Annotated in this window: 20 protein-coding genes and 1 pseudogene; 12 read left to right on the top strand and 9 right to left on the bottom strand. The window is 68.3% G+C overall.

Going from position 1 to position 25,407, the window contains the following annotated elements; all coding sequences use genetic code 11:
- Window positions 1-760, top strand: a 760-nt coding sequence (locus LI94_RS02655; RefSeq protein ID WP_046300217.1) for a coproporphyrinogen-III oxidase family protein, incomplete at its 5' end; no start/stop codon positions are given.
- 31 nt (window positions 761-791) lie between these two features.
- Here the strand turns inward: LI94_RS02655 and LI94_RS02650 are convergent.
- A complete protein-coding gene (locus LI94_RS02650) occupies window positions 792-1,094 on the bottom strand; it encodes a hypothetical protein (RefSeq protein WP_046300211.1) in 303 nt (100 codons plus the stop codon).
- Between the two features lie 484 nt (window positions 1,095-1,578).
- Between LI94_RS02650 and LI94_RS02645 the strand changes: the two genes are divergently transcribed.
- The 4 genes from LI94_RS02645 to LI94_RS02630 all read left to right on the top strand — a co-directional run bounded on the left by LI94_RS02645 (window position 1,579) and on the right by LI94_RS02630 (window position 4,946).
- Window positions 1,579-2,604 (top strand): Rieske 2Fe-2S domain-containing protein, encoded by a 1,026-nt coding sequence (locus LI94_RS02645; protein ID WP_046300210.1) that lies wholly within the window; start codon window positions 1,579-1,581, stop codon window positions 2,602-2,604.
- A complete protein-coding gene (locus tag LI94_RS02640) occupies window positions 2,601-3,089 on the top strand; it encodes a hemerythrin domain-containing protein (protein ID WP_046300209.1) in 489 nt (162 codons plus the stop codon). Before LI94_RS02645 ends, LI94_RS02640 begins: the two co-directional genes overlap by 4 nt.
- A 170-nt stretch (window positions 3,090-3,259) precedes the next feature.
- A complete protein-coding gene (locus tag LI94_RS02635; RefSeq protein WP_024440717.1) occupies window positions 3,260-4,606 on the top strand; it encodes a salicylate synthase in 1,347 nt (448 codons plus the stop codon).
- A 70-nt stretch (window positions 4,607-4,676) separates the two neighbouring features.
- On the top strand, window positions 4,677-4,946 hold the full coding sequence (locus LI94_RS02630; RefSeq protein WP_024440716.1) for a metal-sensitive transcriptional regulator: 270 nt from the start codon (window positions 4,677-4,679) through the stop codon (window positions 4,944-4,946).
- 19 nt (window positions 4,947-4,965) lie between these two features.
- Here the strand turns inward: LI94_RS02630 and LI94_RS02625 are convergent, their stop codons facing one another.
- The 5 genes from LI94_RS02625 to LI94_RS02605 form a co-directional block, all read right to left on the bottom strand.
- Entirely contained in the window at window positions 4,966-5,862 is an 897-nt protein-coding gene (locus LI94_RS02625; RefSeq protein WP_024440715.1) for a MerR family transcriptional regulator, read from the bottom strand.
- The gene (locus LI94_RS02620; protein WP_046300208.1) at window positions 5,859-7,328 is read right to left on the bottom strand and encodes an NAD(P)/FAD-dependent oxidoreductase; all 1,470 of its coding nucleotides are present in this window, start codon (window positions 7,326-7,328) and stop codon (window positions 5,859-5,861) included. Before LI94_RS02620 ends, LI94_RS02625 begins: the two co-directional genes overlap by 4 nt.
- Before the next feature lies 1 nt (window position 7,329).
- Complete coding sequence (locus tag LI94_RS02615) at window positions 7,330-8,250, bottom strand: hypothetical protein (protein ID WP_024440713.1); 921 nt, start codon at window positions 8,248-8,250, stop codon at window positions 7,330-7,332.
- Between the two features lie 10 nt (window positions 8,251-8,260).
- Entirely contained in the window at window positions 8,261-9,127 is an 867-nt protein-coding gene (locus LI94_RS02610) for an SDR family NAD(P)-dependent oxidoreductase (protein ID WP_046300207.1), read from the bottom strand.
- A 142-nt stretch (window positions 9,128-9,269) separates the two neighbouring features.
- Entirely contained in the window at window positions 9,270-10,181 is a 912-nt protein-coding gene (locus LI94_RS02605) for a hypothetical protein (RefSeq protein WP_046300206.1), read from the bottom strand.
- A 155-nt stretch (window positions 10,182-10,336) separates the two neighbouring features.
- On the opposite strand from LI94_RS02605, the pseudogene LI94_RS02600 reads away from it, so the two are divergent.
- The 3 genes and pseudogenes from LI94_RS02600 to mbtN form a co-directional block, all read left to right on the top strand.
- A pseudogene (locus tag LI94_RS02600) lies at window positions 10,337-10,612 on the top strand (acyl carrier protein); the annotation flags it as partial.
- Window positions 10,609-12,189, top strand: coding sequence for a long-chain-fatty acid--ACP ligase MbtM (mbtM, locus tag LI94_RS02595; RefSeq protein WP_046300205.1), 1,581 nt, complete (start codon window positions 10,609-10,611; stop codon window positions 12,187-12,189). The pseudogene LI94_RS02600 and the gene mbtM, both read left to right, overlap by 4 nt.
- Before the next feature lie 10 nt (window positions 12,190-12,199).
- The gene (mbtN, locus tag LI94_RS02590; RefSeq protein WP_164517924.1) at window positions 12,200-13,366 is read left to right on the top strand and encodes a mycobactin biosynthesis acyl-ACP dehydrogenase MbtN; all 1,167 of its coding nucleotides are present in this window, start codon (window positions 12,200-12,202) and stop codon (window positions 13,364-13,366) included.
- On the opposite strand, the gene LI94_RS02585 is transcribed toward mbtN, so the two are convergent.
- Complete coding sequence (locus LI94_RS02585) at window positions 13,327-13,956, bottom strand: GNAT family N-acetyltransferase (protein WP_024440707.1); 630 nt, start codon at window positions 13,954-13,956, stop codon at window positions 13,327-13,329. The genes mbtN and LI94_RS02585 overlap by 40 nt on opposite strands.
- A gap of 128 nt (window positions 13,957-14,084) precedes the next feature.
- Here LI94_RS02585 and LI94_RS02580 point away from each other — a divergent pair, with 128 nt between their 5' ends.
- Genes LI94_RS02580 through LI94_RS25030 form a run of 3 tightly spaced genes read left to right on the top strand, consistent with a single transcriptional unit; the run spans window position 14,085 to window position 19,057 of the window.
- Window positions 14,085-16,664, top strand: coding sequence for an ABC transporter ATP-binding protein/permease (locus tag LI94_RS02580; RefSeq protein WP_046300203.1), 2,580 nt, complete (start codon window positions 14,085-14,087; stop codon window positions 16,662-16,664).
- Window positions 16,661-18,400, top strand: a complete 1,740-nt coding sequence (locus LI94_RS02575) for an ABC transporter ATP-binding protein (protein WP_046300216.1) — start codon at window positions 16,661-16,663, stop codon at window positions 18,398-18,400. The genes LI94_RS02580 and LI94_RS02575 overlap by 4 nt, the downstream gene beginning before the upstream one ends.
- A 36-nt stretch (window positions 18,401-18,436) precedes the next feature.
- Entirely contained in the window at window positions 18,437-19,057 is a 621-nt protein-coding gene (locus LI94_RS25030) for a DUF3060 domain-containing protein (RefSeq protein WP_046300202.1), read from the top strand.
- Window positions 19,058-19,072: 15 nt separating this feature from the next.
- Here LI94_RS25030 and LI94_RS02565 read toward each other — a convergent pair whose 3' ends face one another.
- Complete coding sequence (locus LI94_RS02565) at window positions 19,073-20,611, bottom strand: AMP-binding protein (protein ID WP_082105635.1); 1,539 nt, start codon at window positions 20,609-20,611, stop codon at window positions 19,073-19,075.
- An 86-nt stretch (window positions 20,612-20,697) separates the two neighbouring features.
- On the opposite strand from LI94_RS02565, the gene LI94_RS02560 reads away from it, so the two are divergent.
- Window positions 20,698-24,123: a non-ribosomal peptide synthetase gene (locus tag LI94_RS02560; protein ID WP_046300200.1), complete on the top strand. Its 3,426-nt coding sequence runs from the start codon at window positions 20,698-20,700 to the stop codon at window positions 24,121-24,123.
- Window positions 24,124-24,147: 24 nt separating this feature from the next.
- Here LI94_RS02560 and LI94_RS02555 read toward each other — a convergent pair whose 3' ends face one another.
- Window positions 24,148-25,398, bottom strand: coding sequence for an HNH endonuclease signature motif containing protein (locus LI94_RS02555; RefSeq protein ID WP_046300215.1), 1,251 nt, complete (start codon window positions 25,396-25,398; stop codon window positions 24,148-24,150).
- Window positions 25,399-25,407: the final 9 nt, after the last annotated feature.

Raw genomic sequence — 25,407 nt, 5'->3', positions numbered from 1 at the left:
GGCAGCGTCAGATGTGTATAAGAGACAGGTCCTGGCCACCCTGGACCGCATCCATTCGCCGGGGCGGCCGGTCGCGGCGGCGCGCGAGGCGCGGGCCGCCGGCTTCGAGCACCTCAACATCGACCTGATCTACGGCACCCCCGGCGAGACCGATGACGATCTGCTGCGTTCGGTGGACGCCGCGCTCGAGGCGGGTGTGGATCACGTCTCGGCCTACAGCCTGATCGTGGAGGACGGCACCGCGCTGGCCCGTCGGGTGCGGCAGGGCGAGCTACCCGCCCCCGAGGGCGATGTGGCGGCGCATCGCTATGAGCTGGTCGACAGCCGGCTGCGGGCGGCGGGGATGGACTGGTACGAGGTGTCCAACTGGTGCCGGCCCGGCGCGGCCTGCCGGCACAACATGGGCTACTGGAACGGCGGCCGATGGTGGGGTGCGGGGCCGGGCGCGCACAGCTACGACGGCGCGCTGCGCTGGTGGAACGTCAAGCACCCCAACACCTACGCGCAGCTGCTGGAGCAGGGTGCACTACCGGTGGCCGGCTTCGAAGAGCTCTCCGATGCCGACCGGCACACCGAGGACGTGATGCTGCGGCTGCGGCTGCGCGATGGGCTGGCGCTGGCGGATCTGGATGCCCAGGAGCGCGAGCGCGCCGCGACCGCGATCGGCGATGGGCTGCTGCACACCGACGGCACGCGGCTGGTGCTGACCGATCGCGGGCGGCTACTGGCCGACGCGGTGGTGCGTTCCCTGCTGGGATAGCGGGTCGCCGGCAGGTAGGTCCAGCGGCCGCTCAGCCGCTGAACCAACCGCGGTTGCCGTCCCAGCTGCCGCAGATGCCGTTGAAGCAGCCGTGCCCGAAACCGCCCTGGCCGGGGACAAAACCGCCGCAGCCCTGCCAACCGGCGTCATGGCCACAGCCGCCTCCGCCGCCGTTGCCGTCCGGGCCGCCGGAACCGTGCGGTTGGGCGACTGCTGTCGTGCCTGGTGTGTCCGCCGAGCCGGTCTTCAGCATCACGCCTGTCGGGGCGAGCGCGATCGCCGCGGCGGCTGTCGCCACGAACACCGATCCGACGAGTTTGCGAATACTTAGCATGACTCCAGAGTCCGCGCGGATTTCGGCGTTGCCAACGGTTGTGTGAGGACTGATACCGAATTGTGAACGCGCGTAACGCATCACTGCCATCGAGTCGCTGGGCCCGCCGTCACTGGTCCGGCGGGCGGGCGAAGGGCTAATAGCAAAACCGCAAATGCGGATTATTGTGTGCTGCCAGCTGCTCGCTGATTATTGGGAAAACTCGCTACCATCATACTCTCAGCAATCCTGCCGTGACGTTGCAAGAACTGTCATGCAGGCACCGGAGCGGCGCTCGTTGCCACAGCCTATGCGATGGAAAACAACAGCTTTCGTGTAGGCATGAGATGTAGCGTCGGCGCTGTTCGCAGCGACCGTCGGGCGTGAACAGCAATATCGTAATCCGTTAGTTGTACGAAAACGCAGATGAGGATACGATCTAGTTTATGGCTCCGCAAACGAGTATCAAACAAAGTATGGCTGGGGCAGATGGAGGACCGACGCGATGGCAGTTCAACGGGCGCGAGGCGCCACGGACCGGGCGCACGGCGCCGGCGGGCGAGTGCTGGAGATCCTCGGCCGACAAGAGTGGATGGACCGGCCCAGCCACCGGCTGGAGAACGTGCTGAGCTTCGGGTTCAACGCCTTGGGTGGGGCCCGGGATCGGGTGACCAACTTCTTGAACGGCGTGTGGTTGGGGCACCCGGTGCATCCGCCGTTGGCATCGCTGACCACCGGCGCCATCGGGACGACCGTCGCCCTGGATGCGCTGAGTCTGCTGCCGAGCAGGTCTGCGGCAGAAGTGCTTGACGCGTCTCGATTCGCCCAGCGTGCCCTGGGGCTGGGGATTGCGGCCAACTTCGCCTCCGCGGCCACCGGGGTGACCGACTGGCAGCACACCCACGACAAGGATCGGCGTATCGGGCTGGTGCACGGCGTGCTGAACCTCGTCGCCACGGGTCTGTACATCCAGTCCTGGCGGGACCGGCGCGGTGGGCGGCAGCTGCGGGGCATCGTGACCAGTGCGGTCGGCTATGGCATCACCTCTGCCAGCGGGTTCCTGGGCGGCGCCCTGGTATTCGGCTCCGGAATCGGCATCGACCAGTCCGGCGATCGGCTGCGCATCGATGACTGGACGCCCGTGCTCCCGGAGGCGGAACTGCCAGCCGGCAAGAAACCTAAGCGCATCGACGTCGACGGCGTCGCGGTGGTGCTCTGCCGCACCGACGACAGCGTCTCGGCATTCGCCGGATTGTGCCCGCACCTGGCCGCGCCGATGGAAGACGGCTGGGTCGACCGCGGCCGGATCGTGTGCCCCTGGCACGGCTCGCAGTTCGACGTGGAAACCGGTGCCGTGCTGCGTGGACCGTCTGCCGCTCCGCTGCCCTGCTATCAGGCGCGGGTGCGCGACGGGATGGTCGAACTGCGCGATGGCGCGGTGACACCGCTTGGTGAGGGTCGGGTCAAATATCTCGCCCCGCAGACCCTGGAGTGCCCCGCAATCGCGACCGAGAAGGAGATTGTCCAGTGAGCAATGCCTACGACGTGCTGAGGGCCCACCACAACGTGCTGCGCGGCTTGGGCTCCCGGTTCAAGGGCGCACCGGTTGGGTCGCCCGAGCGGCAGCAGGCTCTCGATGACCTGCTGCGGGAGTTCACCATCCACATGCGTATCGAGGACGACATCTATTACCCGGCGCTGGCGGCCGCGAGCAAGCTGATCGCGATCGCACACGCCGAGCATCGGCAGATCTACGACCAGCTCGCGGTAGCGCTGCGGACACCGGCCAGCTCGCCTCGCCATGTCGATGAGTGGAACTCCTTCCTCACCGTCTTGGAGGCCCATGCCGACGAGGAGGAGCGCGACCTGGTGCCCCCTCCGGCGCCGGTCGACTTGTCGGAGACTGAGTTGGAAGAACTGGGCAATCGGATGGCCGCGGAGATGGAGCGGCAGCGCAATTCGAAGTTCGAGCAGCTGCATGTCAAGGCGCGAACAGCGCTGCTGAAGGCGTTCTAAAGCGATCGCAAGCGCGGCGGAGCCGGGCGCAGCGGGTCGTGCGGATGGCCCAGCGATCGCAAGCGCGGCGGAGCCGGGCGCAGCGGGTCGTGCGGATGGCCCAGCGCTACCGACGGCTTTCGTGGGGCGAGGCGCACGTCGCTGCGTAGGTTAGGCTACATTTACTAATCGTGTCCGAGGTGGGTGTCGAAACAGTCTCCGAAGCTGCGTCGTCGGTGCTGTTGCCGCCGGGTGTCGAGCCGGCTGAGCTGGCTGCCGCGCTGGCCGCTGAGTTGCCGGAGCATGACGGCCACGAATACCTGCTCTACGAGCGTGGCGGACGTTGGACTCTGGCCGCCGGCGTGCGGGCCGCCGTCGAGCTGGACAGTGACGAGCTGCGCACGGTCCGCGACGGGGTGGTTCGCCGCGAACACTGGCGGGGCCGGCCGGCCGCAGTGCTCGGCGAAGCAGTGGACCGGTTGCTGCTGGAGGCCGCTGAGGTATTCGGCTGGGTGGCTTTTGAATTCGGCACCTACCGGTTCGGGCTGCAGGAGCGGTTGGCGCCGGGTACCGCGCTGGCGCGGGTGTTCTGGCCGCAGACCCGCATCGTTGTCACCGCCGAGAAGGTCGAGCTGTTCGGAGATAGCGACCGCGCATTCGCGGTGCTGGCGCGGCTGTTGGCCGACGGGGTTCCCACGTTGGCCGCGCCCTCGCCGGTGGTGGTCGACGTCGAGGCTGCCGGCTATCGCGATCGGGTGGCGACCGCGGTCGAGGAGATCCGCGCAGGTGCCTACCGCAAGGTGATCCTGTCGCGGTGCGTAGACGTGCCGTTTGCGCTGGACTTTCCTTCGACCTACCGACTGGGACGGCGGCACAACACGCCGGCTCGGTCGTTCTTGTTGCGGCTGGGCGGGATCCGGGCGCTCGGATACAGCCCGGAGCTGGTAGCCGAGGTGCGCGGCGACGGCGTGGTGGTCACCGAGCCGCTGGCCGGGACCCGTGCCCGCACGGGCGACCCTGCGATCGACGCGGTGGCTCGAGCCGAGCTCGAATCCGATGCCAAGGAAATCGTGGAGCATGCGATCTCGGTCCGCACTTCGGTAGAGGAGATCACCGAGGTCGCCGAGCCGGGCAGTGCCGTCGTCGGCGACTTCATGACCGTGCGCGAGCGCGGGAGCGTGCAGCACCTGGGCTCGACGGTGCGCGGTCGGCTGCATCCCGCCCGAGACCGGATGGATGCCCTGGAAGCGCTTTTCCCTGCTGTCACCGCGTCAGGGATCCCGAAATCGGCCGGAATCGACGCCATCCTGCGGCTCGACGATTGCCCACGGGGCCTGTACTCCGGTGCGGTGGTGATGTTCTCGGCCGACGGTGGTCTCGATGCCGCGTTGACGCTGCGGGCGGCCTACGAGCGGGACGGGCGCTGCTGGTTGCGGGCCGGAGCGGGCGTCATCGCCGAGTCGCGGCCCGAGCGGGAGTTCGAGGAGACCTGCGAGAAGCTGGCGACGCTGGCGCCATATCTGATCGCCCAGCGCTGAATCCGCGGTTCCCCCCGGGCGGTGAGATACCCTATAGGGTATAGCAGGCAGCTCGGGGAGAGGACCTCACGTGCTCGATGACGAAGACAGCGTCAAGTCGGTGTTGAACCGGCTGCGCCGTGCGCACGGCCAGCTCGCCGGAGTGATCGCGATGATCGAGGCCGGCCGCGACTGTAAAGACGTGGTCACCCAGTTGGCCGCGGTCTCGAGGGCGCTGGACCGCGCGGGTTTCAAGATCGTCGCCAGTGGCCTGCGGGAGTGTCTGGCCGGCGAAGCCGCCGGAGGCAAGGCGCCGCTCTCCGAGGACGAGCTGGAGAAGCTGTTCCTCGCCCTGGCCTAACCCGAGCTCTCGGCTCGGGTCACTGCATCAGTGACTCGGCGAGCAGGCCACTGACCATGGACTCGATGGTCGACTCGATGGATCCGGCCAAGGTGGCCGTGACCGAGGCGACGGCCTGGGTGCGGAATCGCACCAACATGCCGATCAGCTCGGCGATCTCGGTGTCGGCCGGCAGCGGCGCCCCAGGCTGCAGTCGGGTCAGCACATGTTCGGCCCCGGCCCGCACCAGCATCTGGCTGATCGCATCGATGTGCGGCAACGTCTGTTCGTAGAGGTCGATGAGCTTGTCGATGGCGATGCCGTAGCCGCGGACCTCATTGAAGGCGTCGATCAGCTTGGGTCGGGTAATGGTGGCCAGCGAGTCGGTCTCGTTGAGGCGGATGACACCGAGCGCCACCAGTCGCCGCATCGCCGGCGGGTCGCCGATCCGCCGCTCCGCTTCCGCACGTGGCATGGTCTCAGGCCGTTCGGTGGTCCAGTTACCGGCGATCGCGCTTTCCAATCCCAGGATGTCGCCGAGGTCCTTGCCCTGCTCCCAGGCGCCGATCATCTCTTTGACGTGCGCGATGGTGTAGCCGCGGTCGAGCATCGAGGTGATCAGCCGCAGCCGGGTCAGGTGGGTGTCGTTGTACAACGCGATCCGCCCGACACGTCGCGGCGGTGGGAGCAGATCCCGGTCCCGGTACACCCGCACGTTGCGGGTGGTGGTGCCGCCCAATCGGGCCAGGTCGTCGATCCGGTACTCCCGGGATGCCGTGTTGCCGCCCGGGTGGCGTACCACGATCTCGAAGAGCTGCGTGACCGCGGCCTCGACCACTTCGCGGGACTCGCGTCGCACCCGGCGCGGGAGCCGCCGCAGGTTCGCCAGCACCGCGGCGATGGACTCGGGCTTGGCGGGACGATCCGGTGTGCTCATGCCACCGCGTGGTAGTCGGACAGGCGGAAACTGCGCATCTGCCGAAGATACTGCGTTGCGAACCCCGGGTACATCGACGCGTTGAAGCCGTCCTCGGTCAGGTACCAGCTGCGACATCCCGACATCCAGGTCGTCTTGCCCAGCCGTCGCTGAATCTGCTCGTTGTGGCGGCGTTGCACAGCGTCACGCACGTCGAGGTAGCGCAGGCTTCCGCGGCGGATCGCGCCGACAGCACGCACCACGTAGTCGATCTGGCCTTCGACGTAGACCAGCAGCGAGTTGTGGCCCGGCCCTGAGTTCGGGCCGGTCATGAAGAACAGATTGGGGTAGCCGTGGGCCTGAATGCTCTTGAAGGCCTGACCGCCGCCGCTCCAGTCGCGGGCCAGCGACCGGCCGCCGAGTCCGGTGACCGGAAACGGCGGGCCGGTCAGGTGCACGTCGTAGCCGGTCGCGAACACGATGGCGTCCAGGTGGTGTTCCACGCCGTCGCTGGTGCGAATGCCCGACGGGCTGAGCGTGGCGATCGGCCAGGAGATGAGCTTGCAATTGTCGCGCTGTAGCGCCGGGTAGTAGTCGCTGGAGATCAGCATGCGCTTGCAGCCGGGGGTGAAGTCCGGGGTGAGCTGACGGCGCAGCCACGGATCTTTGACCGTCGCGCGCAGGTGCGCTTTGCCCAGTTGGGCGACCAGTCCGCTGAGCGGGGTGTTCCACACCAGTGCCGTGGCGCTGGCCTCATGACCCCAGAACAGGGTCTGGCGGGCAAGCTGTTGGGCCGCTGGGACTTTGGCGAACAACTCTTGCACCGCGGCCGGCATGGCCATGTCCAGTCGGGGAATCACCCACCCCGGCGTGCGCTGAAAGACCTTGACGAATCCTGCGCGCTCGACCAGCTCCGGGATGATCTGTACCGCGCTGGCACCGGTTCCGATGACCGCGACCTTCTTACCGGTGACGTCGTAGTCGTCATCCCAGCGAGCGCTGTGGATCTTGTGACCGGTGTAGCTCTCCAGGCCGCGCAGCGCCGGGAAGCTGGAGTCCGGCAGCGGCCCGGCCGCCAGCACCACTGTGCGGGCCCGAAATTTCTTGCGACCGGCCGCTACCGTCCACGCGCCGGTGCTCTCATCGAAAGCCAGTCCGGTGACCTCGGTGCCGAACCGAATACGGCGGCGCAGGTCGAACCGGTCGACCATATCCTCGATGTGCGCACAGATCTCGCCCGCCGAAGGGTAGGCCCGTGACCAGCCGGGGTTGGCAACGAAGGAAAACGAGTACAACAGCGACGGAATGTCGCACGCCGCACCGGGATAGCGGGTGTCGCGCCACGTCCCGCCCACCCGGTCGCTGCGCTCCAGAATGATGATCTCGCCCTCGCCGCCCAGGCCGGCTTCGGCCAGTTTGATCGCCGCGCCGATTCCGCTGAAGCCGGCGCCGACGATCAGTGTCTGGTAGGTGTGCCCGCCGGCCACGTCAGGCCGCCGGCTCGTGGGTGAGCTCCTTGAACCAGCTGGGGATGGGTTTGAGCAAACGCTTGGGATAGAACCCGGACAGCCATACCGCAGGGTTGGCCAGCAGGTGATAAGGGCTGTCGGGGTTGGCCATCCAGCCTGAGTAGCGTTTGACGACTTGGTAGGCCGGCACCCGCCGGGTGTGTTCGCCGCGTTCACCGAACTGGGTGAATCGCATGAGAGCGGCGTAGAGACGTTGCGGATCCAATCCCATACCGATCACCTCGTTGCGAATCCGGTTGAGCAGCGGGATCGAGATCAGGGCTCCCACGATCAGCGACGGGGAGGCGACGGTACCGACGAACTCGATGGCCAGCCGACGGGCATCGGCATGGCCGATCATCTCGAGCACCTCGAAATCAACGGCAATGTGGCGGGATTCGTCATTGTTGATCTTCTCGAACACCTGGTGACAGACCGGGTCTTCGACCTCGTCGAGCAAGAACTTGAGCAACGCTCCGTCGAGTGCGACTTCGAGCATCGGGATCACCGTGCCCAGCACCGACAGCGGCAGGTCGTCGGAGTAGTCGTCGAGCCATTGCATGGCCAGCCGGATGTTGACATTGGGTTCGGGCATTTCGCCGTCTTCGAGCATGCCCCAGCGCTTCATCAGCGCCAGCTCGGCGTTGGCGTGACGTTGCTCCTCGGCATGGAAGTAGCGGTATATCTCGGCCAGTGTCGCGGTGGGCGCCTTGCGTGCCATGGCCGCGAAGCCGCGGGCGCCGATGTTTTCGATCCAGCACAGGTCGGCCATGAACTTCTTGAGCTTGGGTTTCATCTCGGGGCGGATCAGCTCGGCTCCCGGCGCGTCCCAGTCGATATCGGCCAGCGCCCATTGCCGATTCTTGATCTTGGTGAGCATGACGTCCATGTCGAGAGCCATCGTGATCTCCTTAGTCGGACCTACCTGGCAATGCCGCACTGGCACGGAATGCCAGTCCGATGGTTCGGGTGAAGGTCTCCGGTGCGAAACGTTTGATGTTCCAGCCGATCTTGGCGTCCAGCTGGGGCATGCAGTAGAGGCCGCCGCGATCGTGGGTGTCCAGGCAGTCACGGGCGACCCGTTGCGCAGAGAGCCCGGTCCAGCGCATGAGTAGGTTCGCGGCCTCACTGGATTGAGAGGTGATCCGGCCGGATTCGACGATGTTGGTCTTCACGAAAGTCGGGCACAGCACCGTGACCCCGATACCGGTACCGGACAGCTCGGCGGCCAAGGTCTCCGACAGCGACAACACGCCGGCTTTGCTGACGTTGTAGGCGGCCATGTCGGGGGCGGCGCCGAACGACGCGGCGGAGGCGACGTTGATGATGCCGCGGGGCTGACGGGATTGCTCGGGGCTACCGTCCCGCAGGATCGGAGTGAAGACGTGGCAGCCGTGAATCGGGCCCCACAGGTTGATGCCCAGCGTCCAGTTCCAGTCCTCCAGGGCCATTAAGCCGATCGGCTGCCCGCCGGCGCCGACACCGGCGTTGTTGATCACCAGGGTGGGGGCGTGGCCGAACCAGGACTGCGCGGCGTCGGCCAGCGCGCTGACCTCGTCGATCGTTGAGACGTCGCAGTGCACGGCGGTGGCGCGACCGCCCGCGTTCTCGATGGCCTCGACGGTGCTGCGGGCGGCGTCATCGTCGATATCGCTGCAGACCACGGCGCTGCCGCGGCGGGCGAGTTCGATGGCGAACGCGGCTCCGATGCCGCTTCCGGCGCCGGTGACGACGGCGGAGGCCCCATGGCTGCGTTTCGGCGATCGGCCAAGGATCATGTGACTGAGTCAACAGCTAATGGTGCCATTAGTCAATGGCAATGTTTTGAGCCGGGCCCGCGTCGGTGGCGGCGCGAACCCGGCCCTGTCTCGTGCGGGCTGTGGTTGCCCGCAGCCCGCACGAAACGGTTGTGCGGTCCTGCTAGTTGAACATGCTGTCGAGCCAACCGAAGTCGAGCAGGCTGGCGGCCGCGGCTGCGTCGCCGGGGTCGACGTCCACGTCGGGCACCGGGATGGTCGAGGTCAACGCCTCGGCGATCTTGCCCGGCAGGATGTCGAACAGGTAGGCGAAGGTGCCGTTCTCGGTGAGCAGACCGGTCCACGGTGCGCGGGGAACGCCGCCGTCCTCATCCCACACGATGTAGCCGTTGAGCAGTGCGTCGAACGGGTCCTGAGCCACGTGGTCAGGGTTGTTGGTGAAGTTCTCCGCCAGCGCGAACTGGAAGCCGAGGAAGGGCTCCCACACCGACTTGGCGGCGCTCTTCCAGAAGCTGAAGTCGTCGAACAGGTCCTGCACGTTGGTCCAGACCTGGCTCATGTCGGTGCCGATTCCCATGATGCCGGTGATCTCTTCGCCATCGACCACGCGGTTGAACAGCGGCTGGAAGATGTACTGCGCGCCGAACACCATGTCCCAGTTGATCAGGTTCCAGGCGTGGGTGACGTCACCCTCCTTGAGGAAGTCGATGATCTCCGGGAGGGTGTTCTCCAGGCCACGGATCGGGCCGATGCCCGACCACATGCCCTCGATGCCATCCCATGACCCCTGCAGGCTGTCGTTCGCGACCTGGCCGTAGTAGCCGGACAGCTCGCCGATGGCGGAGAAGATCGGGTTCGGGCCGGAGAGCAGCTCCATGAGCGCGTCGAGATTCTCCGTGGTCGTCGCCGTGAGCTCGACTGCGGCGTGGTGGCTGGCCGAGGCGGCCGTCGGAGCGGTCGGCACGGCGATCAGGCCGGCGCCGGCTAGGGCGATCCCGGCGGCCAGGAGTCCGGTGGCCCGGGTGGTGGATACAGTGCCGGGATCGGTCGATCCTGCGGCCAGGGCGAGCTGCATTGCATCTCCTTATCGTGACCTCAACGTTTATGAGGTTTTTGTCATGCGGAACGCGGGTTGACATTAATCGCGACTTTAGATGCGAGGCAAGCCTAACCTAACGTTGTGTTGGACGTCACAGGTAGGGCAAGCCTAACCTTACTTCGAGCTTTGGTGTAGCGTCGCTCACCATGAGCGTTTCCGTCCCCGATGCCATCAACGTCGCTCTGCGAGAGATCCTGCGCGACGACCTGAACGTCGATCTCAACCGGGTGACGCCGGAGTCGCGCCTGGTCGACGACGTGGGCCTTGATTCGGTGGCGTTCGCGATCGGCATGGTGGCCATCGAGGACCGTCTCGGGGTGGCGCTGTCCGAGGAAGACCTGTTGACGTGCGACACAGTCGGGGATCTCGAGGCCGCCATCCGGGCGAAAGCCCCTGCCGACGCGTGAGCGTGCTGGCCGACGCCCTGACCCGGGCGATGACCGGGTCGGCGCATGACCTGGTGGTCTTCGACACCGACACGGGCGTATGGCAGCGCCATCCGTGGCAGCAGGTGCACGCCCGCGCCGAGAGTATCGCGGCCCGCATCCTCGACGGCGACGACGACGGGGCCGTGGGGCTGGTAGGCGAGCCGACCGCAGACATGGTCGCCGCCATCCAGGGCGCCTGGCTGGCCGGCCGTAGCCTGTCGATCCTGCCGGGACCGGTCCGCGGCGCGGACCCTGGGCAATGGGCGCAGGCCACGCTGGATCGCTTCCACGGCGTTGGGGTCAGCACGGTGCTCAGTCACGGTCCTGTGTTGGACCTGCTGGGGGCGGAGGAGGCCGGCCGCGCACTGGCGGTGGCTGATGTCGCAGCGGCGGCCGGCGCCGGACGCTCGGTCACACCGGTGACCGCGGACGCCGATATACCCGCGGTGTTGCAGGGCACCGCCGGGTCCACCGGCACCCCGCGCACCGCCCAGCTGTCACCGACCGCGGTGCTGGCGAACGTCTCCGGCTTGAGCAAGCATGTCGGTGTCGATCCGGCCGCCGATGTCGGCTGCAGCTGGCTGCCGCTCTATCACGACATGGGACTGACCTTCCTGCTCAGCGCGGCACTGACCGGCTCGGAACAGTGGCTGGCGCCGACGGCGGCCTTTGCCGCTTCGCCGTTTCGTTGGCTGAGCTGGTTGCACGACAGCCGGGCCACCATGACCGCCGCACCCAACTTCGCCTACAGCGTGATCGGCAAATACGCCCGGCGTGTCCCCGACGTGGACCTGAGTCGGCTGCGGGTCGCCATCAACGGCGGCGAACCGGTCGACTGCGAGGGACTGGAGCGATTCGTCACCGAGCTGGCCAAGTTCCGTCTGGACCCCGGTGCGCTGATGCCGTCCTACGGCTTGGCCGAGGCCACCTGCGCGGTGACGGCGCCGCGACCTGGCGCCGGCTTGGTGTACGACGAGGTGACCAACCCGGCCGGCGAGGACGCTGCGACCACCCGCCGACACGCGGTGCTCGGCGAGCCGATCCCCGGGATGCAGGTCCGGATCCGCCCGGTGGTCGACGACCACGAGGAGCTGCCGCAGCGCGAGGTCGGTGAGATCGAGATCCGCGGAACCTCAATGATGTCGGGCTACCTCGGCCAGCCGACGCTGGACCCGGACGCCTGGTTTGCCACCGGCGACCTCGGCTACCTCACCGACGCCGGCCTGGTGGTCTGCGGCCGGGCCAAAGAGATCATCTCAATCGCAGGTCGCAACGTTTTCCCGACCGAGATCGAACGGGTCGCGGCGCAGGTGCGTGGGGTCCGGGAGGGCGCGGTGGTGGCAGTCGGCACCGACGGGATCCGTCCGGGACTGGTGATCGCCGCGGAGTTCCGTGGCCGCGACGAAGCCGCAGCGCGTGCCGCCCTGATCTCCCGGGTGGCATCGCAGTGCGGGGTGGTGCCCGCAGAGGTGGTGTTCCTGGCACCGGGCGCACTGCCCCGGACGTCGTCGGGAAAGCTCCGGCGGCTGGATGTCAAACGCAACCTGGAGGCCTGAAGTGACCGACGTGACCGCCGGATCCGATATCGACAGCTACCGGGTCTTGCTGGATCAGGTCTTCGACCAGCAGGTAGTGGACTGGACCGCGGAAGCCGAAGCGACCGAGCGTTTCCCGCGCGCGCTGATCGAACACCTGGGGCGCAGTGGGGTGTTCGCGGAGAAGTGGAGTAACGGTCAGCATCCCGACGTCGCCAAGCTGGTGGCCCTGGCATTCAAACTGGGCCACCTGCGGTCGGCCGGCATCGGGGTCGGGGTGAGTCTGCACGATTCCGCCATCGCGGTATTGCGCCGATTCGGCCGATCGGAGTATCTGCAGAGCATCTGCGCGCAGGCCATCGCGGGCCAGGCGGTGCTCTGCATCGGCGCCTCGGAGGAGTCCGGCGGTTCGGACCTGCAGATCGTCGAGACCGAAGTTCGTTCGGCGCGAGATGGTTTCGAAGTGCGTGGCCGTAAGAAGTTTGTGTCCCTGTCGCCGATCGCCGACCACATCATCGTGGTGGCGCGCGGTGTGGACCATGACGCGAACAGCCGGCACGGCAACGTCCTGGTGATCGCGGTCCCGATTTCCCAGGTGCACGTCAACGAGCCCTATCGCAAGGTCGGTGCCGGGCCGCTGGACACCGCCGCGGTCGACATCGACACCTGGGTGCCCGCTGATGCGCTGATCGCCCGCCCGGGCACCGGGCTGGCCGCCATCTCCTGGGGGCTGGCGCATGAGCGCATGTCGATAGCTGGGCAGGTCGCGGCATCATCCCAGCTGGTGCTGGGGCTCACCCACGCCCGGATGATGCGACGCCGGCAGTTCGGCGCCACTCTGTTCGAACATCAGGCGTTGCGGATGCGGGTGGCCGACCTGCAGGCCCGGGTCGACATGCTTCGCCACGCGCTCAACGGCATTGCTGCCGACGGCCGGCTCGATCTGCGTGCGGCCGCGGCCATGAAGGTCACCGCGGCCCGGCTCGGTGAAGAGGTGTTCTCCGAGTGCATGCACATCTTCGGCGGCTCCGGCTACCTCGTCGATGAGACCCCGATCGGACGCTGGTGGCGGGACATGAAGCTGGCTCGCGTCGGCGGCGGCACCGACGAAGTGCTGTGGGAGTTGGTCGCGGCCGGCATGCGACCCGACTACGACGGCTATGCCGAGCTGTTCGAGAGTGGATCGTCCTCGGGGTAGCGCAGCACCCCGTAGAGCGCCATGCGGCGGTAACCCATGTCGTGCTCACCGAGAAAGGTCCCGCCCACATACTCGGCCAGCCTGCGCATCGCCGTGTTGCGGTACTCGGGCTCGAACATCATTCGCCGGCAATGCGGTTCGAGCTCGAACACGCTTTTCATGACGCGCGGGAGCAGGATCGCCGCGAACCCCCGATTGACCGCTGCGAGGTCGGCGACCGCCCCGTGCATACCCAGGTCGTAAGGGTGGGCGGCGTAGTACTTGGCGATGGAATCCTTTGACGCTCGGTACAATTCGATGTAGCCGCTGTCCTGCCCGTGCCGGCTGACGATCAAGGGGCGCGTGAAGCTGCCTTCGACCAAGGCGCTCAGGTAGGCGTGCCAGCGCTCCGGCGGCCAGGCGGACTCCCATGTCTCGGCCAGATGTGGCCGGTTCATCCACTCGGAGATCATCTCCGCGTCGCCGTCCGGGTCGGCGACCCGGATCGAGTAGGGAGCGGCGAGAACCGGGATCGGCGGTGCGGGAACGCGGCGAACGTCCTCGGGGACGTCCGTCAGTTCACGGTGCACAATGTTGGCGGCGTCTGTCATAACGAACGGTCAGCCTACCCCGAGCCCCCCTGCCAATAAGTGAGGGTAGGGTAACCTAGGTTCCACTTTGGCGGCGGGGCGCCGAGCTCCACTCCGCGGGGTGGGCCACCGTCGGCGAAAGGACCGGGATGGCGCGCGGCTTGCAGGGGGCGATTCTGCGGGGCTTCGGTGCTCGCGACCACACCGTAACGGTGCTCGAGACCGCCTGGATCGCTCCACATTGCATCCGGGTCTGGATGCATTCGTCCACCCTGTTCACCGACGCGGCCGTCGAACCCAGTGCCTGGCTGCGATTTTGGTTCCCGGACCCGGATGGATCGGACACCGAGTTCCAGCGCGCGTACACGATCGCCGAGGGCGACGCGGAGAGCGGACGCTTTGCGGTCGACATGGTGCTGCACGAACCAGCCGGGCCGGCCACCCGCTGGGCCCGCACCGTGGAACCCGGAGCCACCATCGCGGCGATGTCGCTGATGGGCTCGTCGCGCTTCGAGGTGCCCGATGCCGACGCCCAGCCCGCCGGCTACCTACTGATGGGCGACTCGGCGTCGATTCCGGGAATCAACGGAATCATCCGCACCGTCGCACCCGATGTACCGATCGAGCTCTACCTCGAACAGCACCACGACGACGATCTGTTGATCCCGTTGCAAGCGCACCCCCGGTTGCGGGTGCACTGGGTGCCCCGCCGTGACGCGGGCTCGCTGGCCGCGGCGATCGAGGCCCGGGACTGGTCGGACTGGTACGCCTGGGGCACGCCGGAAGCCGCGACGCTCAAGGCGCTGCGTACCCGGCTGCGCGACGAGTTCGGCTTCCCCAAATCCGAAATCCACGCGCAGGCCTACTGGACCGCCGGACGTGCCATGGGCACTCAGCGCGGGCCGGAGCCTGCGCCGTTGACGCTGCCGTCACCAGACAACACTGCGAGTGAGACGGCTGGGGAGCGCACAGCCAACGCAAAGGGAGCGTGGCGTGCGCAGGCCGCGGGTCGGCTGCTCGGTCCGCTGCGGGGGCCGCTGATTCTCTCCGGTGTCCTCCAGGCCCTGATCACGTTGCTGCAGTTAGCCCCGTTCGTGCTGCTGGTGGAGCTGGCCCGACTGTTGGTTGCCGGCGCCGACGAGTCACGGCTGTGGACGGTGGGAATCACCGCACTCTCGTTGCTGGGTTTGGGCACCTTGCTGGGCGCGGGGCTGACGCTGTGGCTGCACGTCGTCGACGCCCGCTTCGCGAGCGCGCTGCGGACCCGATTGCTGAGCAAGCTGTCCCGGCTGCCACTGGGCTGGTTCACCGCCCGCGGATCCGGCTCGATCAAGCAACTGGTCGCCGACGACACCCTGTCGCTGCATTACCTGGTCACCCATGCCATCCCGGACGCCGTCGCCGCCGTGGTGGCACCGGTCGCGGTGTTGGTCTACCTGTTCGTGGTGGACTGGCGGGTGGCACTGGTGCTGTTCGTGCCCGTGCTGGTCTACCTGGTGCTGATGTCGGTGATGATGACCCAATCCGGCCCCAAGATCAGCCAGGCGCAACGCTGGGCTGAGCGGATGAACGGCGAAGCCGGCACGTACCTCGAAGGTCAGCCGGTGATCCGGGTGTTCGGCGGGGCCACCGCCTCCGTCTTCCGCCGCCGCCTCGACGACTACATCAACTTTCTCGTGGACTGGCAGCGACCCTTCATCGGCAAGAAGACGCTGATGGATCTGGTCACCCGCCCGTCGACCTTCCTGTGGCTGATCATGCTGACCGGCACCCCCCTGATCATCTCCGGCCGAATGAACCCGGTGAACCTGCTGCCGTTCCTGTTGCTGGGCACCACTTTCGGCGCCCGACTGCTGGGTATCGGCCTGGGGGTCGGCGGTATTCGCGGCGGCATGCTGGCGGCACGGCGGCTACAGATCGCCCTGGACGAGCCCGAGCTCGCCGTCGAGCAGCACGATCCCACACCGGTAGACGCGCCTGGGACGGTGCGCTTCGAGGCAGTCACCTTCGGCTATCGCCCCGGTGTCCCGGTGATCCGCGACGTGTCGTTGACGCTGCGGCCGGGTACGGTGACCGCGCTGGTGGGCCCGTCGGGTTCGGGCAAGTCGACCCTGGCGGCACTGCTGGCCCGGTTCCACGACGTCGAGTCCGGATCGATATCGGTTGACGGTCACGACATCCGGTCGCTGACCGCCGACGAACTCTACCGCCGGGTGGGATTCGTCCTGCAGGAAACCCAACTGGTGCACGGTAGCGTGCGCGACAACATCGCGCTGGCGGTTCCGGATGCGACCGATGCGCAGGTGCAGGCCGCCGCCCGCGAAGCCCAAATCCATGACCGCATCTTGCGGCTGCCCGACGGCTACGACACCGTGCTCGGCGCCGCCGCCGCGCTTTCGGGCGGGGAACGCCAGCGGCTGACCATCGCCCGCGCCATCCTCGCTGACACGCCCGTGCTCATCCTGGACGAGGCCACCGCGTTCGCCGATCCAGAATCGGAATACCTGGTGCAGCAAGCGCTGAACCGGCTGACCCGGGATCGCACCGTGCTGGTGATCGCCCACCGGCTGCACACCATCACCGGCGCCGACCAGATCGTCGTGCTCGACCACGGGGGGATCGCCGAACAGGGCAGCCACGACCAATTGCTGGCAACCGGCGGTCGCTACCAGCAGTTGTGGCAGACCGGCCGCGCCGCGGTCACCGTCGGGGCGGAGGCCGGCCGGTGATCCGCACCCTGATCCAGCTGATTCCGCACGACCGCCGTGGCCGGATGTATGGCTACGCCGCGCTGACGGTGCTGTCGGTGGCGGTGCGGGCAGCGGGGACCGTGCTGCTGGTCCCGCTGGTGAGCGCGCTCTTCGCCAGCACGCCGAGTCAGGCGGTGGCCTGGCTGGGTTGGTTGACCGTGGCGACCGTCGCCGGTTGGCTGATCGACTTCGCCTGCGCACGAATCGGATTCGGCTTGGGATTCGCCGTCCTCGATCACACCCAGCACGACGTGGCCGACCGACTGCCGGGCATCCGGCTGGGCTGGTTCACGCCCGCCAACACCGCCGACGCGCGACAGGCGATCGCTGCCACCGGCCCCGAACTGGTGAGCCTGGTGGTCAACCTGCTGACCCCCCTAATCAGTGCGATCTTGCTGCCGCCGGCGATCGCACTGGCCCTGCTCGGGGTGTCCTGGCAGCTGGGTCTGGCCGCCCTGGGCGGGGTACCGCTGCTGCTGGGGGCGCTGTGGGCGTCCAACCGGCTCAGCGCCCGCGCGGACGCCGCGGCCGGCGACGCCAACACCGCTTTGACCGAACGAATCATCGAGTTCGCCCGCACCCAGCAGGCGCTGCGCGCGGCGCGACGCGTCGAACCCGAGCGCAGCACCGTCGGGCAGGCGCTGAGCGCCCAACACGGCGCGGCGATGCGGCTGTTACTCATGCAGATTCCGGGGCAATTGCTGTTCAGTCTGGCCAGCCAGGGCGCCCTGATCCTGCTCGCCGGCAGCACCACCGCGTTGACCGTGACCGGCACGCTCAGCGTTCCCGAGGCCATCGCCTTGATCGTGGTGGCGGTGCGCTACCTGGAACCGTTCACCTCCATCAGCGAACTGGCGCCCGCGCTGGAGTCGACGCGGGCCTCCCTCGAGCGGATCCGTGCTGTGCTCACCGCGCCGGAGGTGACGGTCGGCCCCGGTCATGCCCCCGAGGCCCCCGGCGCCACCCGAATCGAGTTCGACGATGTCACCTTCGGCTACGACTCCGCGGGCGCCCCGGTGCTCGACCGGGTGAGCTTCACCCTGCAGGCCGGCACCACCACGGCCATCGTCGGACCGTCCGGCTCGGGCAAGAGCACCATCTTGTCCCTGATCGCCGGGCTGCATGAGCCCACCGGTGGGCGGGTGTTGCTCGACGGGGCGGACGCCACCGAGTTGGACGCCGCGTCACGGCGCGCCGCCACCAGTGTGGTGTTCCAGCATCCGTACCTACTCGACGGCACGATCCGCGACAACATCCTGGTCGGAGACCCCGACGCCGATCAGGAAGCTTTCCAGCGGGCCGCCGCACTGGCCCGCGTCGACGAGCTGGTTGCCCGACTGCCCGACGGCGCCGAAACCCGGGTGGGTGAAGCCGGCGCGGCACTGTCTGGCGGGGAGCGCCAACGGGTCAGCATCGCCCGGGCGCTGCTCAAACCCGCACCGGTGCTGCTGGTCGACGAGGCGACCAGCGCACTGGACACCGAGAACGAGGCCGCGATCGTTGCCGCGTTGAGCTCCGAGCCGCGCCAGCGTACCCGGGTGATCGTCGCGCACCGGCTGGCCAGCATCTCCCAGGCCGACCGAGTGCTGTTCATCGACGACGGCCGCGTCATCGAAGACGGGACGATCGACGAATTGCGCGCGGCCGGTGGGCGTTTCGACGAGTTCTGGCGGCAGCAAAATGATGCCGCCGGATGGCAGATCCACGCCGGCTAGCACGCAACGGGCCACTTTAGTGCGATCATCGAAGGCGTGAACGCCGACGATGACCCCGAGGCCCGGATCCGGGAATTGGAACGCCCGGCGTCGGACTTCGCCGCGCCCGTGGAACTGACCTCCCCGTCGATCGGTACCGAGGGGCGCACGTTACCGCCGCGAGGCCGGGGGATCGCCGTCGTCGCGATTGCGGCGGCCCTCCTGATCGGCGTGGCCCTGGCCATGTTCCTGATCGTCGGAGGCCAGACGACTACGACGCAGGGGCATCCGACCGCTACTCGCGGTGCCGCGCCGGAACCGTCCACGGAGCCGGTCGAGGTTCCAGCGCCCGAACCAGCGCCCATTCCGGCGCCGCCGGTCGCAGCTTCGCCTGCTGTGCCGGCGCCGGACAGCAGCGTCACCCTCACCATCTCCGGGGCCGGGGAGAACAAGACCTTGGTCTGCGACGGCCGCTACGTGTCGGTGAGCGGGGTCAGCAACACCGTGGAACTCACCGGCCAGTGCGCCGGGCTGACGGTGTCGGGCATCGGCAACGTCATCACCGTCGAATCGACGCCCAAGATCACGGCATCCGGTCTCAACAACCGGGTCACCTACCGCTCCGGGAACCCGGACGTGAGCACCTCGGGGTTCGACAACGTCGTCGAGCGTGGCTAAGTCCGCGAACTCGGTTCAGCCGAGCTGGCGGACCAGCGCTTTCTTGTCGATCTTGCCGACCGCCGTGAACGGCAGCGCCGGCAGCGCCGTCAGCTGATCGATCCGGACGTGGGTGGCGACCCCACACTCGTCGAGGTGGCGGTTCAGCTCTGCCAGCGTCAACGGTGCTCCGTTGAACACCACTGCAGCGCAAACCTTTTCGCCCAAATATTGATCCGGTTGGCCGACCGCGGCAGCCGATCGAACCGCCGGATGGACCAGCAGGTGCGCCTCCAGTTCGTCGGCAGCGATGTTCTCGCCGGCGCGCACGATCACGTCCTTGATCCGCCCGGTCACCTCCAGGTAGCCGTCTGCCAGGCGGCGGACCCGGTCCCCGCTGCGGTAGAACCCATCCGGGCTGAAGGACCGCTCATTGGCCTCGGCCGCGTTGTAGTAGCCGTTGATCGTGTAAGGCCCGCGCACCATCAGCTCACCCTCGGATGTCTCGGTGCCGTCCTCGTCGACCACCCGCAACTCGTCGTCGGCGCACAACGGCCGGCCCTGGGTGGTGTCGAGCAACTCCGCCGAATCGCCTGGGCGGGTGTAGCAGAGCAACCCCTCGGCCATGCCGAACACCTGCTGCAGCCCAGGGGTCAGCGTCTCCCGAATCCGGCGGGCGTCGCCCGCGGCGAGCTTGGCGCCACCGACCTGCAGCAACCGCAGCGTCGTCGGCTTCTGCGGCTCCCAGTCGCAAGCCTGCGCCCACAGCGTGGCCAACGCCGGCACCAGCGCGGTGACCGTCACCCGGTGCCGGGCGATGGTGGCGAAGGCCGCCTCCGGGCTGGGGTCGGCACCGAAGACGGTGGCTGCGCCCACCGACATGGCGCCCAGCAAGCCGGGGCAGGCCAGCGGAAAATTGTGGGCGGCCGGTAACGCCGCGAGGTAGACGTCGTCGCAGGTCAGCTCGCACAGCTGAGCGCTGGCGGTGGCGTTGTAGACGTAGTCGTCATGGGTGCGGGGGATCAGCTTGGGCATACCGGTGGTCCCACCGGAGACCAGCAGCAGTGCCGGTGCGGCCGGATCGGGGGTGCCTCGCGGCGCGGGGGAGTCCTCGGGCGCCTCGTCGATGACGAGCCGCCGCAGCCCCAGTTCGGCGGCCATCGCCGGATAGTCGAATCCCGCAGTGGCATCAGGGATCACGATCCCGACGGCTTCGCTGACCACAGCCAGATGCCCGATCTCGGCAGCGCGGTGCCCGGGCAGGCACAGCACCGGGAGGGCACCTACCCGCAGCAGCCCGAACAGCGTGACAGCGAACGCGCAACTGTTGGGCAACTGCAGCAGCACCCGGTCACCGGCACCGACACCCAGCCGGTGCAGGCCCGCCGCTGCGCGATCGGCGGCCGCATCCAACTGCGCGTAGGACAGCGTCGCGTCTGTATCGATCACCGCCGGACGCTCGGGCCAGCGGGCCGCGCCGTCGTCGAGCAGCGACGCCAGCGGCCGCCCGCTCCAGTAGCCGGCCGCACGATAGGCGGCGGCCCGCTCGTCAGGAAACGGTACGAACCCGTGCATGTGTACTCCCTGGCTTGCCGACGACCGAACCTGGATAGAGTAGCTTCGAGAAATTAGGGCAGCCTAACGAAGGGTGGGGTCACGCCGTGGGGCCGGACGAGATACGCGCGCAGGTCGCTGACCTGCTCGGCGCCGACACCAACGCCGTCGATCCCGACGCGGACTTGGTCGGGCAGGGTCTGGATTCGATCCGGATGATGAGCCTGGCCGGTCGCTGGCGCAAGCAGGGCATCGACGTCGACTTCGCGGCACTGGCCGCTGACCCCCGTATCGCCGCCTGGCAGGAGCTGTTGGGCGACCGGGGCGCACCGGCGCCGGACACCGCACCCGCGGTCGACCCAGCCGATGCCTGCGCGCCCTTTCCGCTGGCACCCATGCAGCACGCCATGTGGGTGGGACGCGACGACGACGTCGCGCTCGGCGGGGTGGCCGGGCACCTGTATGTGGAGTTCGATGGGCGTGTTGTCGACCCGGACCGGTTGGCCACCGCCGCGGCCGCACTGGCCGCCCGCCACCCGATGCTGCGGGTGCAATTCTCACCCGACGGCACCCAGCACATCCGGCCCGATGCCGAACTGCCCGTCGCGGTGCAGGACCTGCGTGGCCTGGACGCCACGCAGGTGGCCCAGCGGCTGGACGCCACCCGGGTGGCGAAATCGCATCAGCAACTCGACGATGCGGTCTTCGAGCTCACCGTGTCGTTGCTGCCGGACGGCACCGCACGCTTGCACGTCGACCTGGACATGCAGGCCGCCGACGCCATGAGCTACCGCACCCTGATGGCGGATCTGGCCGCCGCCTACCGGGGGGAGACGCTGCCGGAGCTGGGCTACACCTACCGGCAGTACCGCCAGGCCACCGCCGACCGCCAACCGGATGAGAACCACCGCCAGTGGTGGGCGCAGCACATCCCCGACCTGCCCGACCCGCCCAAGCTGCCGCCGCCCGCCGGCGCCCCCACCGACCCGCGCCGCAGCACCCGGCGGTGGCACTGGCTGGACCCGGACACCCGCGACGCGCTGTTCGGTCAGGCCCGCGCCCACGGCGTCACCCCGGCCATGACCCTGGCCGCTTCGTTCTCCCACACCCTGGCCAGTTGGTCGGACGTACCGCGCTTCCTGCTCAATGTGCCGCTGTTCGGCCGCGAACCGTTGCACGACGACGTGGACCGGCTGGTCGGTGACTTCACCTCGTCGCTGCTGCTGGATGTGGATCTGAGCCAGGCCAGCACCGGCGTGCAGCGCGCGCACGCGGTGCAGGACGCCATGCGCACCGCGGCCGCACACGCGGACTACCCCGGCTTGGCGGTGCTGCGTGATCTGAGCCGCCACCGCGGCACGCAGGTGCTGGCACCGGTGGTGTTCACCAGCGCGCTGGGACTCGGGGAGTTGTTCGCCGATGAGGTCACCGCCGCGTTCGGCACCCCGGTCTGGATCATCTCTCAAGGCCCCCAGGTGCTGCTGGACGCGCAGGTCACCGAGTTCGACGGCGGCATCCTGGTGAACTGGGATGTGCGCGAGGACATGTTCGCGCCGGGCGTGATCGACGCCATGTTCGCCCACCATATCGCCGACCTGACTCGGCTGGCCGGCCGTGACGGCTGGGCGGAACCGGCGGCGGCAGCATTGCCCGCCGACCAGGCGCAGGTGCGCGAGTCGGTGAACGCGGGCACCGCCGAACCCAGCGGGGAAGCCCTGCAGGACGGGTTCTTTCGTCAGGCCGACCGCGATCCCGGGGCGGTCGCGCTGCTGCACGGTTCGGGGGAGCTGAGCTACGGCCGGCTACGTGATCAGGCGTTGGCGGTGGCCGCTGCGTTGCAGCAGCGTGGTGTGCGACCCGGTGACACCGTGGCGCTGCTGGGGCCCAAGGGGGCCGAGCAGATTCCGGCGTTGCTGGGCATCCTGGCCGCCGGTGCGGTCTATCTGCCGATCGCTGCCGATCAGCCGCCCGGCCGCCGAGAGCGGATCCTGACGCTGGGCGGTGCCGTGCTGGCCCTGGTGACCGGGGAGGCGTTGCCCGCGTTGGAGATTCCGGTGCTGGCGGTCTCCGATGCCGTGCAGCACTCCCGCCTGGCGGACCCGGTTCGCACCGCTCCGTTCGAGCTGGCCTACGTGGTGTTCACCTCCGGCTCCACCGGCGAGCCCAAGGGAGTCGAGGTCAGCCACGACGCCGCCATGAACACCATCGAAACCCTGAGCGCGCGTTTCGGATTCGCTCCGGGTGACCGCAGCCTGGCGCTGCTCACCTTGGATGCCGACATGTCGGTGCTCGATGTCTTCGCCATGCTGCGCGCCGGTGCGGCGATCGTGATGGTCGATGAAGCCGACCGGCGCAGTCCCGAGGTGTGGGCGCAGCTGGTGGCGCGGCACCGGGTCAGCGTGCTCAACCTGATGCCGGGGGCGCTGGAGATGTTGGCCGCCACCGGCGGGGAACTGTCGTCGGTGCGTGCGGTGTTGACCGGCGGCGACTGGGTGCGCCCCGAACTGGCGCGACGGTTTGCGGCACTGGCACCCGGGGTGCGCTTCGCCGGGCTGGGTGGCGCCACCGAGACCGCCATCCACGCCACGCTGTGCGAGGTCGAGGGTGACCCGCCGGCGCACTGGGCCGCGGTGCCCTACGGCATCCCGCTGCCCAACATCGCCTGCCGGGTCGTCGGCGCCGACGGAACCGACCGGCCGGACTGGGTGGCCGGCGAACTGTGGGTCACCGGGCGCGGCATCGCCTCGGGTTATCGCGGCCGGCCCGATCTGACCGCCGAGAAGTTCGTCGAGTACGACGGCCGAACCTGGTATCGCACCGGGGATCTGGCCCGCTACCTTCCCGACGGCACCCTGGAATTCGTCGGCCGCGCCGATCACCGGGTCAAGATCAGCGGCTATCGCATCGAACTCGGCGAGGTCGAATCCGCACTGCGCCGGCTGCCCGGGGTGGCCGAGGCGGTGGTGGTGGCGCTGACCGAGCCCGGTGGGCGTGAGGTGCTGGCGGCCGCCGTGCGCGCCGGCGATTCCGCGGTGAGCGTTGCCGGGTTGCAGGCCGAGCTGGCCGAGTCGCTGCCCGAGCACATGATTCCGCGCCAGCTGCACGTGGTTTCGGCGATTCCCTACACCGTCTCGGGCAAGATCGACCGGCGGGCGGTGACGGCGGAGCTGGCGGCGGCCGTGGCGGCCGGCGACGGCTACCGGGAGCCGGCCGGTCCGCTGCAGCGCGCCCTTGCCGCGATCATCGCCGAGGTGCTCGGCGCCGCCCGGGTCGGAGCAGACGACGACTTCTTCGGCCTGGGCGGCGATTCGGTGCTGGCCACCGCCGCCGTGTCACGCATCCGCACCTGGCTGGACGTCCCGGGCGCGGTGGTCGCCGACATCTTCGCCGCCCGAACCGTCGCCGGGCTGGCTGCTCGGCTGGCAGCGGCCGAGGCCGATCCGGGCCGACTGGACGCGGTGGCCGAGGTGTATCTGGAAGTGGCGCAGCTCGATGCCGCCGAGGTGGCCGACGCCCTGGCCGATATCGACTGACTCACTTGCCAGTTCGTGACGAATCTAGTTAGTTGCTGGTGGCGCTTGGGCTTGGAAGGGTTGGTACCACCACCATTGGGCGCGTTCGCCGGTGGGTCCGGGGCAGGGGGCGACCGCTGGTGGCGAGGTTTTCGGTGTGCGGGCTAATGATGCGGGGTGGAGTTTGTGGCCGTCGGCGTCGGTGACGACGAGGCTGCTCGCTGGTCCGGTGATGGTGATGAGGCCGCGGTGGTGCAGCCGGTGGTGGTAGGGGCAGACCAGCACCAGGTTGTGCAGTTCGGTTTCGCCGCCGTCTTCCCAGTGCCGGATGTGGTGGGCGTGCAGTCCGCGGGTGGCCCCGCAGCCGGGGACCACGCAGCAGCGGTCGCGGTGCTCGAGGGCTCGGCGTAGCCGACGGTTGATGGTGCGGGTGGATCGACCACAACCGATCACTTGGCCCTCGCGTTCGAACCAGACTTCGCAGGTCGCGTCGCAGGTCAGGTACTGGCGCTCGGCATCGGATAACAGCGGGCCCAGGTGCAGAGCGCCGATCTGCTGCTCGACGTCGAGGTGCGCCACCACGGTGGTGTGCTGCCCGTGGGGGCGGCGGGCGGCCTCGGTGTCCCACCCTGCCTCGATCAGGGCCAGGAACGCGTCGGCGGTGTTTGGCAACGGTGGCCGCTGGGGTGCTGCGGCGTCGCTGTTGTCGTGATCGCGCTTCCATGCGGCGACGAGGCTATCGAGATGAGACCGCAGGGCGGCGTCGAACTTTGCCGCGTCGACGTGGTCGAGTTTGATGCGCCAACAGCTGCCATGTTCGTTGCTGGTTTTGGTGATCGCTCTCTGTGGTTCTGGGCGGGGCTCGGGGTCGGGTCGCGGTTCGAGCTTGACCGCGGTGCGCAGTTGGGTGACAGTGGCGACGCCGGCCAGCTGCGCGTAATGCTGGTCGGATCCGTCAGCGGCTTGCTGTGCGATCACGCCGACCTGGTCCAGTGAGAAGCGACCTTCGCGCATTCCCGCAGCGCAGCGGGGGAACTCGGCAAGCCGGTGCGCCACCGTCGCGATGGTGCCGGCGTTGCTCGGTGACACCCCGGTCTTCCAGGTCACCAGCGCTGTAATTGACCGTGCGCCGGTAGCGCCCCACAGTTCGCCGCGTTCGATCTCGGCGACGATCTCCACGATGCGGCCATCGATCGCGTTGCGCTGACCGGTCAACTCCGCCAACTCGTCAAACAGCACGTCAAGGTGCTGGGCAGGAGCCGCCTCCAAGGTGCTGGCCAAGGCGGTCGTTGACATGACTTCATC

Source organism: Mycobacterium sp. UM_Kg27 (assembly GCF_000972905.1).
Taxonomy (GTDB): Bacteria; Actinomycetota; Actinomycetes; order Mycobacteriales; family Mycobacteriaceae; genus Mycobacterium.
The sequence above is the reverse complement of the archived record's forward strand: the minus strand, read 5'-3'. Positions and strand labels throughout refer to the sequence as shown.

Coding starts and splice junctions, on each gene's coding strand:
- LI94_RS02650 (WP_046300211.1), bottom strand. CDS start 1,094: ATGCTAAGTATTCGCAAACTCGTCGGATCGGTGTTCGTGGCGACAGCC.
- LI94_RS02645 (WP_046300210.1), top strand. CDS start 1,579: ATGGCAGTTCAACGGGCGCGAGGCGCCACGGACCGGGCGCACGGCGCC.
- LI94_RS02625 (WP_024440715.1), bottom strand. CDS start 5,862: ATGAGCACACCGGATCGTCCCGCCAAGCCCGAGTCCATCGCCGCGGTG.
- LI94_RS02615 (WP_024440713.1), bottom strand. CDS start 8,250: ATGGCTCTCGACATGGACGTCATGCTCACCAAGATCAAGAATCGGCAA.
- LI94_RS02610 (WP_046300207.1), bottom strand. CDS start 9,127: ATGATCCTTGGCCGATCGCCGAAACGCAGCCATGGGGCCTCCGCCGTC.
- LI94_RS02605 (WP_046300206.1), bottom strand. CDS start 10,181: ATGCAGCTCGCCCTGGCCGCAGGATCGACCGATCCCGGCACTGTATCC.
- LI94_RS02585 (WP_024440707.1), bottom strand. CDS start 13,956: ATGACAGACGCCGCCAACATTGTGCACCGTGAACTGACGGACGTCCCC.
- LI94_RS02580 (WP_046300203.1), top strand. CDS start 14,085: ATGGCGCGCGGCTTGCAGGGGGCGATTCTGCGGGGCTTCGGTGCTCGC.
- LI94_RS02565 (WP_082105635.1), bottom strand. CDS start 20,611: ATGCACGGGTTCGTACCGTTTCCTGACGAGCGGGCCGCCGCCTATCGT.
- LI94_RS02555 (WP_046300215.1), bottom strand. CDS start 25,398: ATGTCAACGACCGCCTTGGCCAGCACCTTGGAGGCGGCTCCTGCCCAG.